Below are 16,203 nucleotides of genomic sequence, written 5' to 3'. Positions count from 1 at the left end.
GAAGCGGAGAGGCAGACGACAGGACAGCGGGAGGTGCGAGGCGGAGGTGCGAGGCGGAGGTGCGAGGCGGAGGTGCGAGGCGGAGGTGCGAGGCGGGAGCTGCCTGCCTTGGAAGCCGACGCCTGGCGAGGGGCACGACCTGATCGAGGTGCTGCTCAGGACTGAGCCCCACGGGGGAGTGTCAGGCGACCAGGTGGTCGTCCTTGCCTGGTGGGCTCGCTTGGTGAGGTCATGAACGTGCAGCCCCGCTAGCTGGTCAGCGTCGACATGCGTCCCTGCTTGGTAGCTGACAGACCCGAGAGGTGGGGCCCTGAGCTGACAGATCACGCTGGCTGCGCAGTTGAGAACGCTCCGGCCGAGAACAGCCGTGCCAAGAGCGCTTCGGGAAATGAGTGAGCGTCCGGCGGGCTGAACCGACCTAGCTCCGGCCATGCAGTCGGCACCCATCTGACGCCGGCCCAGAACCAGCGTCAGCGCGCTCGCCCCCGCCCCGAGCCAGCAGGAACCCGAACTGCAGCCACCCAAGTCGCCCGAGCCCTCTTCCGGTTCCGCCCGCCGAGTCCGCCCGCCCAGTCCGCCGAGATTCAGCCCAAGTCCGCTCCCCGACCAAGCCGACACCGACGTCCACAAGCACCTGAGCACCCCCTCCGGGCCACCGAGCCCCGATACCCACCCGAAGACCCACCCATGCCCCGCAACCGCCCAACCCGGCTTCAGCGCCTCGGTGCCCACGCTCGTCCTCAGGCTCTGGCCCGATGCCCACCACCACCGCAACCGCCACTGGCCGCTACCGGCATCCCACGACCCGCCGATCGAGTTCCCCCCGCCTCACCAACTCGCGTAATGTCGGCGGGCAACAACTTCACACCTCCCAGCCCGGCGCCCTGCCGGGCTCGGCGACGTGTGTCGTCCGACCAGACATCAGCCAGTTGTGGAGGGGTTACCCGTGAAATTCCGGGTTGAGCGCGACGCGCTGGCGGACGCAGTGGCCTGGGCGGCACGGGCCCTGCCCAGCCGTCCTCCCGTCCCGGTCCTCGCAGGTCTCCTGCTCGAGGCGGACGAGGTGGGCGTGCTGCGGCTCTCCAGCTTCGACTACGAGGTCTCGGCCCGGGTCGAGGTCGCCGCCGACGTGATGGACGCGGGCACGGCCCTGGTCTCCGGCAAGCTGCTCGCCGACATCTGCCGCTCGCTGCCGGCCAAGCCGGTCGACGTCACCACCGACGGCTCCAAGGTCTCCGTGGTCTGCGGCTCCGGCCGGTTCACCCTGCTCACCATGCCGGTGGAGGAGTACCCCACCCTGCCGGTGATGCCGGATGCGTCCGGTACGGTCGCGGGTGACATCTTCACCCAGGCGGTGGGGCAGGTCAGCATCGCAGCCAGCCGGGACGAGACGCTCCCGATCCTCACCGGGATCCGGTGCGAGATCGAGGGTGACCAGATCACGCTGCTGGCCACGGACCGGTACCGGCTCGCGATGCGCACCCTGCCCTGGCATCCTGGCGACCCGAGTCAGAGCAGCGTCGCCCTGGTCCGGGCCCGGACCCTGAACGATGTCGCGAAGGCCCTCGGCACCAGCGCCGACGTCACCCTCGCACTCACCACCGGCGGAGCGACCGAGATGATCGGTTTCGAGGCCGGCGGCCGCCGCACCACCTCGCTCCTGGTGGAAGGCGACTACCCGAAGGTTCGCGCGTTGTTCCCCGACTCGGTGGCGACATATGCGCTGGTGGGAACGCAGGCTCTGACAGACGCGGTGAAACGTGTCGCGTTGGTGGCGGAACGGAACACACCGGTCCGACTCACCTTCACGGAGGGCCTCCTCACGCTGGAAGCCGGGCAAGGAGAAGATGCTCAAGCATCGGAGGCAGTTGAGTCGACGCTCGTCGGTGACGAACTCTCTATTGCCTTCAACCCGCAGTTCCTGCTCGACGGCCTCGGGGCGCTGAACTCGCCCCTGGTCCGCCTCTCATTCACACAGCCCACCAAGCCCGCGGTGCTGTCGCCGCAAACCGATCCGGAAGGGTCGGACGACAGCAGCTATCGGTACCTCCTGATGCCGGTGCGAATCGCGGGCTGAGCCCGAAGGGAAACACCCCGTGCACATCGGAATGATCGGCCTCGGCCGCATGGGCGGCAACATGTACAAGCGCCTGTCCGAGGCCGGCATCAAGGTGACCGGTTACGACCGGGACCCTGCCGTCAGCGACGTCGCCTCGGTACAGGAGCTCGTCGAGGCCCTGCCCGCCCCGCGCATCGTCTGGGTCATGGTGCCCTCCGGCGAGATCACCCGGAACGCCGTGACCGAGCTGGGCAACCTGCTCTCCCCCGGCGACCTGGTCATCGAGGGCGGCAACTCGCGCTTCAGCGACGACGCCGTCCACGCCAAGGAGCTGGCCGAGAAGGGCATCGAGTACGTCGACTGCGGCGTCTCCGGTGGTGTCTGGGGCCTGAAGAACGGCTACGGCCTGATGGTCGGTGGCGACGCCAAGAACGTCGAGCGCGCCATGCCGATCTTCGACGCGCTGCGCCCCGAGGGCCCGCGCGAAGAGGGCTTCGTGCACGTCGGTGAGATCGGTGCCGGCCACTACGCGAAGATGGTCCACAACGGCATCGAGTACGGCCTGATGCAGGCCTACGCCGAGGGCTACGAGCTGCTCGCCGCCAAGGACATCGTCAAGGACGTGACCGGCAGCTTCAAGGCCTGGACGCGCGGCACCGTGGTGCGCTCCTGGCTGCTCGACCTGCTGGTCAAGGGCCTCGAGGAGGACCCGGGCTTCTCGCAGATCACCGGTTACGTGAACGACTCCGGCGAGGGCCGCTGGACGATCGAGGAGTGCATCGCCAACGCCGTTCCGGCGCCGGTGATGACGGCTGCTCTGTACGCCCGGTTCACCAGCCGGCAGGACGACTCCCCGGCGATGAAGGCCGTCGCCGCGCTGCGCAACCAGTTCGGTGGCCACGCGGTCACCGCCAAGGCTGCGGCGGACGCGGGCCCGAGCTCGGGCGCCGGTTCCACCCAGGAGTAAGCACGCGACACCGAACCGCCGGGCACCCGATCTGGGCGCCCGGCGGTTCCGCTGTGCCGGGCCCGCTGGACTCCCGGCCGGGTGACCACGACGATGGTGAGCGAGAAACAAACGCCCACCTGAGGACGTCGGTGAGCACGAACGTCCGTAAGCGGACGTGAGTGTCGGTCACCTCTCGTACAGCTGTCATCACCCGACCCGGACCGGAGACCGATCCGCCCCGATGCACGTCACCCATCTCTCGTTGGCCGATTTCCGTTCCTACGAGAGCGCCGAGCTCCCGCTGGAGCCGGGAGTGACCGCGCTGGTCGGGCCGAACGGGCAGGGGAAGACCAACCTGGTCGAGGCGATCGGGTACGTGGCATCGCACTCCAGCCACCGGGTCAGCACCGACTTCCCCCTGATCAGGGCGGGTGCGGCGCGGGCCGTGGTCCGCACCGCGATCCAGCGTGACGACCGCAAGGCGATGGTCGAGCTGGAGATAGCGGCCAAGGGCAGCAACCGCGCTCGGATCAACCGGTCGCCGGTGACTCGCCCGCGCGACGCTCTGGGGATGCTGCGCACGGTGCTCTTCGCACCGGAAGACCTGGCCATTGTCAAGGGGGAGCCCGACGGCCGGCGCCGGTTCATGGACGACCTGCTCGTGCTCCGGGCGCCACGTTTCGCCGGGGTACGGTCGGATTACGACAAGGTGCTACGCCAGCGGAACGCACTGCTCAAGACGGCAGGCAAGGCGCGACGCGCTGGCCGTAAGCCGGATCTGAGCACGCTCGATGTGTGGAACACCCACCTCGCAGGGGTTGGGGCCGAGCTCCTGTACGGCCGGTTGTACCTGGTCAGAGCCCTGACTCCCCTGGTCGCGGGAGCTTACGAGGCAGTGAGCCGGGGCCAGGGCAACGCGACCTTGACCTACCGCAGCACGCTGGGCGAAGACATTGGCGGCCCGGTCTCAGACACCCCAGTGCAGATGGATGTCCCTGGCCGGGAAACGCTGCGCGAGCGCTTGCTCGCGGCAATGGAGGAACAACGCTCCAGCGAGCTCGAGCGCGGCGTGAGTCTGGTCGGGCCGCATCGCGATGATCTGCTGCTGAGCCTCGGGGGGCTTCCGGCCAAGGGGTATGCCAGTCATGGCGAGTCCTGGTCGTTCGCTCTGGCGCTGCGGTTGGCGTCGTACGACCTGCTGCGTGGTGACGGGGACGAGTCGGCCGAACCAGTGCTGATCCTGGACGACGTATTCGCCGAGCTCGATGCCGGGCGCCGCGAGCGCCTGGCCGAGATGGTGGCCGGCGCGGAGCAGGTTCTGGTGACGGCGGCCGTGGCGGAAGACGTACCTAAGGCGCTCAGCGGGGGTCGGGTGGACGTGGTGAAGGGGGCAGTGTCGCGTGTCTACTAGGGATGGCCGGGGGGTAAGCAACAACTCGGTCTCGAACAAAGAACAGCCTTTATCCACAACTTCCTCACACCCTGTGGGAAACGCCGGGGAGGCTGGGGACAACTACCCCCGACGCGCCGCTCCCCCTGTGGAAAAGCATGTGGATACAGAGTCCCGTTCAGGTGTGGACTCCAGTCGTGGTGTCCCCCTCCCGGCCCCTGGCTCCTCCGGCGTATTCGCAGCTCAGGGAGCTAAAAATGATCCACAGGGGGATGTGGACAACGGTGCGGACGCGGTGCGTGCTGCCCTGGGGAGAGCGCGGGCGGCCGCCGCAGCCCGTGGGGATAAACCTGGGATTCCTGGCCGCCTGGGGGCCGCCGCGCTCGCCCGGCAGCGCCGCGAAGGCGCCAACACACGTTCCGGTGCACACCCCGACGCCCGTGATCCACAGGGGCTGGACTCGGTGATGGCCCGGCTGATCGCGGAGCGGGGCTGGACCGAGACGGTCGCGATCGGCGGCGTGCTCGGGCGGTGGAACCAGATCGTCGGGGCGGACGTGGCCGGGCACTGCCAGCCGATCAGTTTCGTCGACGGGGTGCTCACCGTGGGCGCGGACTCCTCGGCCTGGGCCACCCAGGTCCGGCTGCTCACCCCCAACCTGCTCGGGCTGCTGGCGCGCGAGGTGGGTGAGGGCACGGTCACCCGGATCGTGGTGCGCGGCCCGTCGGCCCCCTCGTGGAAGCACGGCCCCCGGGTGGCTCCCGGCTCCAAGGGGCCCGGCGACACGTACGGGTGAGTCAAAGCGTTACGGACGGTACAAATGGGTCTCCCCTCCGCTGCTTGAGGTGGGCTTGACGCGGGGTCCCTGAGGGCCGCTCAGACTTCATTGCGCTCCCGCAGACGTATCGGGAGTCATGAAGGGGTGGGCTGTGGCGCCAGAGATGGGCTCGCAGCCCTTAGGGAAGCAGATAGGCCCTGCGTTTGGACCCGCTGATGAGCGAATCCGGGCGAAGACCAGATATGATGGGGGAGTTCGGCGGCGCCAGGGTTACCGCACTCAGCGGGTCACCCTCGGGCCCGTACCGTCGGCCGCGCTGGCGTGAGTCACCGGCCCTTGAAGCTTCAGGAGTCCCCCCACTCGTGGCCGAGCAGACGATACCGAGCGCCCCTGAGTCCTCCGCCGTCGAGCCGGCCGTCGTCGAGGCCGACGGGGTCACGTACGACGCCAGTGCCATCACCGTGCTGGAGGGCCTGGAGGCGGTTCGCAAACGCCCCGGCATGTACATCGGCTCCACCGGCGAGCGGGGTCTGCACCACCTGGTCTACGAGGTGGTCGACAACGCGGTCGACGAGGCGATGGCGGGCTACTGCACCGAGATCGACGTGACCATCCTGGCCGACGGCGGTGTCCGGGTGATCGACAACGGCCGGGGCATCCCGGTCGACATCGTCGCCTCCGAGGGCAAGCCGGCCGTCGAGGTGGTGCTCACTGTGCTGCACGCCGGCGGCAAGTTCGGCGGTGGCGGCTACTCGGTCTCCGGCGGTCTGCACGGCGTGGGTGTCTCCGTGGTCAACGCCCTCTCCCGCAACCTCCAGGTCGAGGTCCACCGTCAGGGCTCGATCTGGCGGCAGTCCTACGAGATCGGTGTGCCCCAGGCCCCGCTCGCCCAGGGGGAAGACATCCCCGACGAGGACACCGGCACCATCGTCACGTTCTGGCCGAGCGGTGAGATCTTCGAGACGCTCGACTTCGACTACGAGACGCTGCGCACCCGGTTCCAGCAGATGGCCTTCCTGAACAAGGGCCTGCAGCTGAAGCTGACCGACGAGCGGCCGGAGCACGCGGACGAGGACGGCAAGCAGTTCAGCGCCACCTACAAGTACGACGACGGCCTGATCGACTACGTCAAGCACCTGAACTCGTCGAAGAAGAACGAGAACATCAACCCCGAGGTCATCTACCTCGAGGCGGAGGACAAGGACAAGGGGCTGGCGCTCGAGCTGGCCATGCAGTGGACCACGGCCTACTCGGAGAGCGTCCACACCTACGCCAACGCGATCAACACGCACGAGGGCGGTACCCACGAAGAGGGTTTCCGCGCCGCGATGACCAACCTGATCAACGAGTACGCCCGGGCCAAGGGCCTGATCAAGGAGAAGGACCCGAACCTGGCCGGTGAGGACATCCGGGAGGGGCTCACCGCCGTCATCTCGGTGAAGCTGACCGAGCCGCAGTTCGAGGGCCAGACCAAGACCAAGCTGGGCAACACCGAGGCGAAGACCTTCGTGCAGCGGGTGGTGCGCCAGGAGCTCACCGACTGGCTGGACTCGCACCCGAACGACGCGCGTGACGTGATCCGCAAGTCCATCCAGGCCGCCGCGGCCCGGATGGCGGCCCGCAAGGCTCGCGAGGCCACCCGTCGCAAGGGCCTGCTCGGCGGCGGTGGCCTGCCCGGCAAGCTGTCCGACTGCCAGTCGACCCACCCCGAAGAGTGCGAGATCTTCATCGTCGAGGGTGACTCGGCCGGCGGTTCGGCCAAGAGCGGCCGCGACCCGCGCACCCAGGCCATCCTGCCGATCCGCGGCAAGATCCTGAACGTCGAGAAGGCGCGGATCGACAAGGTTCTGGCCAACCAGGAGGTGCAGGCGCTGATCAGCGCGTTCGGCACCGGGGTGAGCGACGACTTCGACCTGTCGAAGCTGCGCTATCACAAGATCATCCTGATGGCCGACGCCGACGTCGACGGCCAGCACATCCGCACCCTGCTGCTGACCCTGCTGTTCCGCTTCATGCGGCCGCTGGTCGAGCACGGCCACGTCTACCTGGCCCAGCCGCCGCTGTACAAGATCAAGTGGTCGGGCAAGGGCTCGGAGCCGGAGTACGTCTACTCCGACCGGGAGCGCGACGCCGTCGTGGCGGCCGGCCGCGAGGCCGGCAAGAAGCTGCCGAAAGACGATGGCGTGCAGCGGTACAAGGGTCTGGGCGAGATGAACGCCAACGAGCTCTCCGAGACCACGATGGACGTCAACCAGCGCGTTCTCCTGCAGGTCACGATGGAGGACGCGGCGGCGGCCGACGAGATGTTCGCGATCCTGATGGGCGAGGACGTGGAGTCGCGGCGCTCGTTCATCCAGCGCAACGCGAAAGACGTTCGTTTCCTGGACATCTGATCTCGAAGCCGCCGGTGGGCACCCTGTGTGCCCTCCCCCAGCGCCTCCGGCTCCGGGTGGTACCCCCACGGCGTCCTCAATCGAAAAAGCTTGCTGAACACGAAGGATCGATGTGACCGAGCAGCCGCCCACCCTCCCGCCGTTGCCCCAGCCCGGCCGGGTCGAGCCGATCGACCTGCAGCTGGAGATGCAGCGGTCGTACCTCGACTACGCGATGAGCGTGATCGTCGGCCGTGCCCTGCCGGACGTCCGGGACGGCCTGAAACCCGTTCACCGGCGCGTGCTCTACGCGATGTACGACGGTGGTTTCCGCCCCGAGCGCGGCTACAACAAGTGCGCCCGCGTGGTCGGCGACGTGATGGGGCAGTACCACCCGCACGGTGACTCGGCGATCTACGACACCCTGGTGCGCCTGGCCCAGCCCTGGGCGCTGCGCTACCCGCTGGTCGACGGGCAGGGCAACTTCGGTTCCCCGGGTAACGACCCGGCCGCGGCCATGCGGTACACCGAGTGCCGGATGGCCCCGCTGGCCATGGAGATGGTCCGGGACATCGACAAGGACACCGTCGACTTCTCCCCGAACTACGACGGCAAGACGCAGGAACCCGACATCCTGCCCGCGCGCTTCCCGAACCTGCTGGTCAACGGCTCCGCCGGGATCGCGGTCGGGATGGCCACCAACATCCCGCCGCACAACCTGCGCGAGGTGGCCGACGGGGTGCAGTGGCTGCTGGCCAACCCCGAGGCCTCCGACGAGGAGCTGCTCGGCCAGCTGCTGCTGCGGGTCAAGGGCCCCGACTTCCCGACCCACGGCCTGATCATGGGTACCCGCGGGATCGAGGACGCGTACCGCACCGGCCGCGGCTCGATCACCATGCGCGCGGTGGTCACGGTCGAGGAGATCCAGAACCGCACCTGCCTGGTCGTCACCGAGCTGCCCTACATGGTCAACTGGGACAACCTGAAGGTGAAGATCGCGGAGCTGGTCGACTCCGGCCGGATCCAGGGCATCGCCGACATGCGCGACGACACCTCGGGCAAGACCGGTCTGCGCATCGTGATCGTGCTCAAGCGCGACGCGGTGGCCAAGGTCGTGCTGAACAACCTGTACAAGCACACCCAGCTGCAGGACAACTTCGGCGCGAACATGCTGGCCCTGGTCGACGGTGTGCCCCGCACGCTGAGCCTGGACAAGTTCGTCCGGCACTGGCTCGACCACCAGATCGAGGTCATCGTCCGGCGCACGCGTTACCTGCTGGCCGAGGCCGAGCGCCAGGCCCACATCTACCGCGGTCTGGTCAAGGCGCTCGACGCGCTCGACGAGGTCATCGCCCTGATCCGGGCCAGCGCCACGGTCGAGGACGCGCGCGGCGGGCTGATTGCGCTGCTCGACATCGACGAGGTGCAGGCCGACGCGATCCTGGCCATGCAGCTGCGCCGGCTGGCCGCCCTGGAACGCCAGAAGATCCTGGAAGAACTGGCCAAGCTCGAGGCGCAGATCGCCGAGCTCGAGGCGATCCTGGCCTCGCCGGAGCGGCAGCGGCAGATCATCTCCGAGGAGCTGCAGGAGATCGTCGACAAGTACGGCGACGAGCGGCGCACCCAGATCCTGCCCTTCGAGGGCGACATGAACGTGGAAGACCTCATCCCCGAGGAAGAGGTCGTCGTCACCATCACCCGTGGTGGTTACGCCAAGCGCACCCGCTCCGACCAGTACCGGGCGCAGCGGCGCGGCGGTAAGGGCTCCAAGGGCACGACGCTGCGCGGCGACGACGTGGTGGAGCACTTCTTCGTCACCTCGACGCACAACTGGCTGTTGTTCTTCACCAACTTGGGACGGGTGTACCGGGCCAAGGCGTACGAGTTGCCTGAGGGCTCCCGGGACGCCAAGGGCCAGCACGTGGCCAACCTGCTGGCGTTCCAGCCCGGCGAGCAGATCGCCCAGGTCATGTACCTGCGCACCTACGAGGACGCCGACTTCCTGATCGTGGCCACCCGTGACGGTCTGGTGAAGAAGACCCGGCTCGCCGAGTACGACTCCAACCGGGCCGGCGGCGTGATCGCGGTCAACCTGCGCGAGGGTGACGAGCTGGTCTCCACCCGCCTGGTCGGGCAGAGCGACGACCTGCTGCTGGTGTCGAAGAAGGGCATGTCGGTCCGGTTCACCGCCGACGACACGGCGCTGCGCCCGATGGGGCGGGCCACCTCCGGGGTCACCGGCATGAAGTTCCGCGAGGGCGACGAGCTGCTCTCGATGGACGTGGTGAAGGACGGCGCCGACGAGTACGTCTTCATCGTCACCGAAAATGGTTACGCCAAGCGCACTCCGGTGGACCAGTACCGGGTGCAGGGCCGGGGTGGCCTGGGCATCAAGGTGGCCAAGCTGACCGAGGAGCGCGGCGACCTGGTCGGCGCGATGATCGTCAGCGAGACCGACGAGGCCCTGATCGTGATGGAGCGCGGCAAGGTCGTGCGCTCGTCCGTGGCCGGGGTGCCGGCCAAGGGCCGGGACACCATGGGTGTGGTGTTCGCCAAGCCGGACAAGAACGACCGGATCATCGCGGTCGCCAAGAACACCGAGTCGGCCGAGCTGGAGGACGAGGAGGAGGGCGCGGAAGACGCCACCCCCGGCGAACTCTCAGCTGGATCTGACAGTGTGACCGCGGGCGAAGAGGCAGTACCGACCGAATCGACCGGAACCGACACTGACGGCGACGACGAGAGCGACGTCTGAGCCGCCGGATCGGTTGCCCTCCCCGGCCGTCACGTGACTAACACCAGACTCGCGAGACGGCCGCGGTGACATGCTCTAGGGTCGGGATACCGATCGCGGAGCGATAGGATCGGCTGAAACGGGTGTTGTTCGTGCCCACGTTCGGCTAGTGAGCTAGCAGCCGATCATGAATCTGACCGAATTCTGACGGCGGTTACCGCCGGCTGCTGAACGTGGAGGTGAGACGTGAGTCCGGAGAAGGAGAACCGACCGGCGAGCACGTCAGCACCGAAACCGGGTGGGGGAGCGTCTCCGATGACGACCGATGCATCGCCAAGCGTCTCCGGCGGGGGTAACAAGCCCTCGTCCTCCGGAGGTCCGGCGAAGGGACGCCCTGCTGGTAACAGCGGCCCCGCGCGTCCGGCCGGCAACGCGAGCGCCCCGTCCGGCTCGTCCAACTCCGCCACCCGGCCGGCCAACGGTGGCGCCAGCCCCGCCCGCCCTGCCTCGGCGGCTCCGCAGGCGGCCCCCCAGCCCGCTCGCGCCAACCAGCCGGGCACCACGCCTCCGGCCCGGCCCGCAGCGTCCGCTCCCAGCGGTGCTCCCGCCCCCGCCGTGAAGCGCACCCCTGGTGCTCCGGCTCCCGCGGCAGGCAACAACCGCCCGCCCAGCGGCGACGTCACCCGCCCGGCCGCCACCGGCAACAAGCCTGGCGGCAGCCCGGCCGAGTCCGCCGCCGCGCGGGCCGTGGCCAACGGCGGCAGCAACGCCCGCTCCAACGTGCCCAGCCGCCCTGCTCAGGGCAGCGCCGGCGCGAGCAACGGCAAGAGCAGTGCCCCGGCCAAGGCTGCAGCCGCCGCCCCGGCCGGCCTTCGTCCCCAGCCCGCCGCTGCTCCCGCCAGTCCGGCGCCCTCCGCGGCCCGGCCCACCGGCAACAGCCCGCGGCCCTCTGCGCAGCCCCGCCCGGCCACGCAGCCGCGTCCCGCCGGCTCCGACTCCTGGTCCGACTCAAGCAGCCCGAACGGCCGGCCCGAGAACGGCGGAGGTGGCGGCGGTTCCTACCAGACCGCCACCGACGAGCGCGGCGGCACCGACCTCGACACCCCCCGGGTGGCCCGCCTCACGCTGGCCAGCATCGACGTCTGGTCGGCCCTCAAGCTCTCGTTCCTGCTCTCCGTCGCCTCGGCGATCGCCCTGGTGATCGCCGTGTGCGTGCTCTGGCTCGTGCTCAGCGCGATGGGCGTGTTCGACTCGCTCAACGAGATGCTGAACTCGCTCGGCCTCGAGCAGGCCGACAGCAGCTTCGACATCTACCAGTACATCGGCTTCGGCAAGGTCCTGTCGATCAGCATCGTGCTCGGTGCCGTCAACGCGCTCATCCTGACCGCGCTGTCCACCGTGGGCGTGCTGCTCTACAACCTCAGCTCCGGCCTGGTCGGCGGCGTGCGCGTCACTCTGTCCGACGACTGACAGCCCTCCGAAGAGGCCCTCGTCCCCACTGGGGGCGGGGGCCTCTTCGCTGCCCTCGGCGCAAACGGGGGCGAAGCAGCCTCGGCGATCGGATTCGCAGAGACTCACGCGCGGGCCCGGTTTGGGAGGACCGGGCCCAGTGCGGTAATCTCTACGAGCGGTCGTCGCCACAGGCGGTGCACGCGGTTCGGGCCTATAGCTCAGTCGGTTAGAGCGCTTCCCTGATAAGGAAGAGGTCAGTGGTTCAAGTCCACTTAGGCCCACCGAAAAGCCCCAGCTCAGACTCAGTCTGGCTGGGGCTTCGTGGTTTGCGGGTGGGACGAGTGTCAGCTGCCCACAGCGTCGTAGCTCTTGGTCGTAGCTCTTGCGACGTGCAGTGGCCCTCACCGCGCCGCGGGGTGAGGCTCCTGCAGAAGCGTCCTCGTTGCAGAAGCGTCCTCATGGCAGAAGCGTCCTCGTTGGTGCAGCCGCTCCCCATGCGCACCTTGGGAAGCTCCACCTCAGACCACCGAGGCCGACCGACGTAGTCCTCAGCCGTCGGACAGACGATCGCGCTTCCGAGTTGGAGCGACATTCAGGCGGAGTAGGGCGAGCAGTGCACCGAAACCCGGGACGATCGAGAATGCCCTGATGGTCTTTTCTTTCGTGATCGTCCGAGTCAGCACAACAGCGATCAGTTAGGCGCAGCCGTTGCTGACCTCGGTCAGGCGGCGGCCGGCCAGAGCAAGGGCCAGAGCAAGGGCCAGAGCAAGGGCCAGAGCAAGGGCCAGAGCAAGGGCCAGAGCAAGGGCCAGAGCTAGGGCTAGGGCTAGGGGCAGGGCTAGGGGCAGGGCTAGGGGCAGGGCCAGGGGCGGGGCCAACAGGGGGGCGTCGGGTCTGGCTGGAGGTGCGTGACTTTGGAAGGATCCTGGGGTGGAGTCGGTGTCGTGCTCGGAGGATCTGTGAACGCTAGAAAGAGCTTTGTCTCACCGTGGTTCTTCGTGCTCGTCGGTCTGCTCGTGCTCGGGCTCGAGCACGTGTCACCCGGTGAGGCGCCGGTCGCGCTGATCATCGGGGGTGTGCTGTTCGGGGTCGGGCTGGCTGGGGTGATCTTCCGGCCCGGCGCTGCGCACTAGCGGCGACAAGTAGCGCACCCGTACGGCATCGGGTCTGGTGAACGCGCGAACCAGGCACAAGCGTGGACGGCGCTCAGATGTCGATCTACGGGGGTTCGCGATGAGCAGGCTTCGCATTGCCGTGACGCAGAGCGGGATCAGCCGTGACGTCGCCCGCAACGGGGAGGCAGTGCGCTCGGCGATGCGCCTGGCCGCCCGGAACGACGCGCGCCTGGTGCAGTTTCCCGAGGGCATGCTGTCCGGGTACCCCAAGGAGCAGGTGCGCGACTGGGCGCAGGTCGACTGGGTGCAGCTGGAGCACGAGCTCGACCTGATCCGCCTGCTCGCCCGGGAGCTCGGGATCTGGGTGGTGCTGGGCTCGGCCCACCGGCTGACCGCGCCGAACCGGCCGCACAACAGCCTTTACGTAATCGACGACCAGGGCCGGATCGCTGAGCGCTACGACAAGCGGTTCTGCTCGCACACCGAGATCACCGACTGGTTCTCCCCCGGCTTCCGGCCGGCCACCTTCACCGTCGACGGCTTCCGCTTCGGCCTGCTCACCTGCATCGAGGTCAACTTTCCGGCGCTGTTCGCCGAGTACGAGGCCCTGGGCGTCGACTGCGTGCTGCTGTCCGCCTACCCGGTCGACTCGATCTTCAAGGTGAAGGCGCAGGCGCACGCCGCGATCAACAACTACTGGCTGGCTCTGTCGGTGTCGGCCCGGCTCAGCCTCGACCTCGGCTCGTGCGTGTTCGGGCCGGACGGCAGCCAGCTCACCAACGCCAGTGACGAGCATCCTGTGGCGTTCGCCGACATCGACCCGGACGATCCTCTGTTCGACACCGCGCTGACCAAGGCCCGTCCGTGGCGGGCGCGGGCTCGCCATGGAGACATCTACAGCGGGCGCCGGGTGCACGACGATCCCCGCAGTGCCGACCTGACCTGCGTCTAACCCGAGGTCGGCAGGATCCGGAAGAACCGAAGCGCGTTGCCGTCGAGGTCCAGCACCGTGAACTCCTCGGTGCCCCAGGCCGAGCGCTGCAGCGGCCCGTTCGGATGCACGATCCCCGCCTGGGAGCAGCGCTCGTAAAGAGCAAGAGCCTCGTCCACCCGGATACCGCACGAGGCACTGCCCGCGAGATGCGGTTCACCGCCCGGAACGTCCGGCCGGTTCGCCGCCCACAGGTGCAGCTCTACCTCGTCGCGGACCAGGATCGCCAGGCCGGCCTGCTGATGGCGGCAGTGGAAGGGAAGACGGACGGTGTAGAACCCCACCGCCGCGGCGATGTCCCGGACGGGCAGGGAGGGGATCGCGCTCAGCATGGCCATGTCACCAAACGTAGTCCAGTGGATACGACCATCCCGATCAGTCGCACATAGGTAGATCAGGGGCACCGACCGGCCAAGACAAACCCGATCGGGCGCTGATTGACGGCTAAAGCTCTCCGTAGGGTCATGGTGACGGATCGTCTACCAGAGCGAGGTTCCATCGTGGGCGAGCGCCACCTCAAGCTTGATCTGCCCACGAAGCTCATCATCGCTGCCGTTGGCATGGGAGCCGTGCTCACTGCTCTGCCCGGCAGCGCGGAGCGGAGCGAGGCCGACGCTGTCTACAGCGCCCAGGTCGTAGGTACTCAGGCTGAGGACGCGATCCCCGGGCAGTACATCGTGGTGCTCAAGGCCCCGGCCACGGGTGAGGACAACGCCGCCCTGGAGGCCGCCGTCGAACGCGCGGAAGATCGCGGCGCGGAGGTCACGCAGGAGTACGGCGAGGCCATCAACGGGTACGCCGCCACGATGAGTGGCACCGAACTGAACAAGGTGCGCACCGACCCGGCCGTCGCGTACATCGCGGCCGACACGGTGGTCAGCATCGGCGTCAGCCGTACCGTGCCCTCTTGGGGGCTGGATCGGATCGACCAGCGCTCCGGCCTGAACAGCAAGCTCAGCACCACCGGCGACGGGAGCGGCGTCACCGCGTACGTGATCGACACCGGCGTACGGGCGACCCACGAGGACTTCGGCGGCCGCGTCACCTCGGGCTACACGGCCATCAATGACGGGCAAGGTACGGACGACTGCCACGGCCACGGCACTCACGTCGCCGGCACGGTGGCCGGCAGCAGATACGGAGTGGCGCCGGGCGCGGACATCGTGGCGGTGCGGGTGCTCGGCTGTAACGGTGAGGGAACCTCGTCCGGTGTGCTGGCTGCGGTGAACTGGGTCACGGCGAACGCGGTGAGCCCGGCCGTGGCGAACATGAGCCTGGGCGGCGAGGCCAATGCCCCGCTCGACAACGCCGTTGCTGCCTCCATCGCCTCCGGCATCACCTACGCCGTGGCAGCCGGCAATGAAACGGTCAATGCTTGCAACGTCTCCCCCGCCCGCGTGCCCGCGGCGCTCACCGTGGCGGCGTCTACGCAGTCCGACGAGAACGCCAGCTTCAGCAACTTCGGCTCCTGCGTGGATCTCTACGCCCCGGGCACTGCGATCGTCTCCGACTACAAGAACGCCGACAACAGCACGGCCACGATGAGCGGCACTTCAATGGCCAGCCCGCACGTGGCCGGCGCGGCGGCCCTCTACCTCCAGGCCAACCCCGGCGCCTCCCCCAGCGCTGTCGCCGCCGCACTGGAGGACAGCGCGACCGCTGACGCTCTGGAAGACGTCCCCGCCAACACCCCGAACTTGTTGCTGTACAGCGGATCTGCCAGTACCCCCACTCCCACGCCTACCCCCACAGCCACCACATCTACCCCGGCGCCGACCACCACAACGCCGACCACCACAACGCCGACGGCCACCCCGACCACCAGCGCACCGACCGAAACCCCGACCACGAGCCCGACGGCAACGCCGACAGCGGTGCCCACCACGAGCGTCCCCACGCAGCCCTCCCCCACCACAACCACCGTGGCGCCGAAGCCCGCTCAGAAAGCCACCACGAGCAGGGGCCGGGTCAACGCAAAGACCAAGAGCATCACCGCCGCGAGCTACACCAGCAAGGCCACCGGCCCGCAGCGCGGCACCCTCACCGGACCGCGGGCCACGAACTTCGACCTCACTCTGCAGAAGTGGAACGGCCGGAGCTGGGTCAAGGTGGCCGCCGGGAAGAAGGCCGGATCCAGCGAGAACGTCAGCTACACCGGAACTTCCGGCAAGTACCGCTGGCAGGTGGAACGGGTGAAGGGCCAGGGGACCTACACGTTGAAGATCGTGCGCACGCTCTAGTAGTGCTTTGTTACATCCGCTTCTGACTTGTTTGTTCTGTCCGGAGCTGTTTGACTACCGGGGTGGACAGGGGCGAACTGGAGCGGGTGCGGAAACGGCTGCAGGAGTTCACGTCCGAGATTT

12 protein-coding genes and 1 tRNA gene are annotated in these 16,203 nt (G+C 68.4%); 11 read left to right on the top strand and 2 right to left on the bottom strand.

Going from position 1 to position 16,203, the window contains the following annotated elements:
• The first annotated feature begins 946 nt into the window (after positions 1 to 946).
• The 8 genes from dnaN to QSK18_RS35230 all read left to right on the top strand — a co-directional run bounded on the left by dnaN (position 947) and on the right by QSK18_RS35230 (position 12,015).
• Positions 947 to 2,077, top strand: a complete 1,131-nt coding sequence (dnaN, locus tag QSK18_RS35265; RefSeq protein WP_232811469.1) for a DNA polymerase III subunit beta — start codon at positions 947 to 949, stop codon at positions 2,075 to 2,077.
• 19 nt (positions 2,078 to 2,096) lie between these two features.
• A complete protein-coding gene (gene gnd / locus QSK18_RS35260) occupies positions 2,097 to 3,026 on the top strand; it encodes a phosphogluconate dehydrogenase (NAD(+)-dependent, decarboxylating) (RefSeq protein ID WP_232811470.1) in 930 nt (309 codons plus the stop codon).
• Between the two features lie 223 nt (positions 3,027 to 3,249).
• Positions 3,250 to 4,419 carry a DNA replication/repair protein RecF gene (gene recF, locus QSK18_RS35255; RefSeq protein WP_232811471.1) on the top strand — a complete coding sequence of 390 codons (1,170 nt, stop codon included), beginning with the start codon at positions 3,250 to 3,252 and terminating at the stop codon, positions 4,417 to 4,419.
• A 253-nt stretch (positions 4,420 to 4,672) separates the two neighbouring features.
• A complete protein-coding gene (locus tag QSK18_RS35250) occupies positions 4,673 to 5,194 on the top strand; it encodes a DciA family protein (RefSeq protein ID WP_232811472.1) in 522 nt (173 codons plus the stop codon).
• A 359-nt stretch (positions 5,195 to 5,553) separates the two neighbouring features.
• Positions 5,554 to 7,569: a DNA topoisomerase (ATP-hydrolyzing) subunit B gene (gene gyrB, locus QSK18_RS35245; RefSeq protein WP_232811647.1), complete on the top strand. Its 2,016-nt coding sequence runs from the start codon at positions 5,554 to 5,556 to the stop codon at positions 7,567 to 7,569.
• 112 nt (positions 7,570 to 7,681) lie between these two features.
• A complete protein-coding gene (gene gyrA, locus QSK18_RS35240) occupies positions 7,682 to 10,303 on the top strand; it encodes a DNA gyrase subunit A (RefSeq protein WP_232811473.1) in 2,622 nt (873 codons plus the stop codon).
• Positions 10,304 to 10,597: 294 nt separating this feature from the next.
• On the top strand, positions 10,598 to 11,752 hold the full coding sequence (locus QSK18_RS35235) for a DUF3566 domain-containing protein (RefSeq protein ID WP_285628794.1): 1,155 nt from the start codon (positions 10,598 to 10,600) through the stop codon (positions 11,750 to 11,752).
• A 189-nt stretch (positions 11,753 to 11,941) separates the two neighbouring features.
• Positions 11,942 to 12,015, top strand: a tRNA-Ile gene (locus tag QSK18_RS35230).
• A gap of 414 nt (positions 12,016 to 12,429) precedes the next feature.
• Here QSK18_RS35230 and QSK18_RS35225 read toward each other — a convergent pair.
• Positions 12,430 to 12,612, bottom strand: coding sequence for a hypothetical protein (locus tag QSK18_RS35225; protein WP_285628791.1), 183 nt, complete (start codon positions 12,610 to 12,612; stop codon positions 12,430 to 12,432).
• Positions 12,613 to 12,693: 81 nt separating this feature from the next.
• Here QSK18_RS35225 and QSK18_RS35220 point away from each other — a divergent pair, with 81 nt between their 5' ends.
• Both QSK18_RS35220 and QSK18_RS35215 read left to right on the top strand, forming a co-directional pair.
• Positions 12,694 to 12,867, top strand: a complete 174-nt coding sequence (locus QSK18_RS35220; RefSeq protein WP_232811475.1) for a hypothetical protein — start codon at positions 12,694 to 12,696, stop codon at positions 12,865 to 12,867.
• A gap of 100 nt (positions 12,868 to 12,967) precedes the next feature.
• Positions 12,968 to 13,801, top strand: a complete 834-nt coding sequence (locus tag QSK18_RS35215; RefSeq protein WP_285628786.1) for a carbon-nitrogen hydrolase family protein — start codon at positions 12,968 to 12,970, stop codon at positions 13,799 to 13,801.
• Here the strand turns inward: QSK18_RS35215 and QSK18_RS35210 are convergent.
• Positions 13,798 to 14,178 (bottom strand): VOC family protein, encoded by a 381-nt coding sequence (locus QSK18_RS35210; RefSeq protein ID WP_285628783.1) that lies wholly within the window; start codon positions 14,176 to 14,178, stop codon positions 13,798 to 13,800. The genes QSK18_RS35215 and QSK18_RS35210 overlap by 4 nt on opposite strands.
• A 162-nt stretch (positions 14,179 to 14,340) precedes the next feature.
• On the opposite strand from QSK18_RS35210, the gene QSK18_RS35205 reads away from it, so the two are divergent.
• Positions 14,341 to 16,080, top strand: a complete 1,740-nt coding sequence (locus QSK18_RS35205; protein WP_285628780.1) for a S8 family peptidase — start codon at positions 14,341 to 14,343, stop codon at positions 16,078 to 16,080.
• The last annotated feature ends 123 nt before the right edge of the window (positions 16,081 to 16,203 follow it).

The organism is Kineosporia sp. NBRC 101677 (assembly GCF_030269265.1).
Taxonomy (GTDB): domain Bacteria; phylum Actinomycetota; class Actinomycetes; order Actinomycetales; family Kineosporiaceae; genus Kineosporia; species Kineosporia rhizophila.
This window is presented reverse-complemented; position numbering and strand designations above follow the sequence as displayed.

Excerpts from the sequence above, each read along its gene's own strand:
- recF (WP_232811471.1), top strand. The coding sequence starts at position 3,250 with ATGCACGTCACCCATCTCTCGTTGGCCGATTTCCGTTCCTACGAGAGC.
- QSK18_RS35235 (WP_285628794.1), top strand. The coding sequence starts at position 10,598 with ATGACGACCGATGCATCGCCAAGCGTCTCCGGCGGGGGTAACAAGCCC.
- QSK18_RS35215 (WP_285628786.1), top strand. The coding sequence starts at position 12,968 with ATGAGCAGGCTTCGCATTGCCGTGACGCAGAGCGGGATCAGCCGTGAC.
- QSK18_RS35210 (WP_285628783.1), bottom strand. The coding sequence starts at position 14,178 with ATGGCCATGCTGAGCGCGATCCCCTCCCTGCCCGTCCGGGACATCGCC.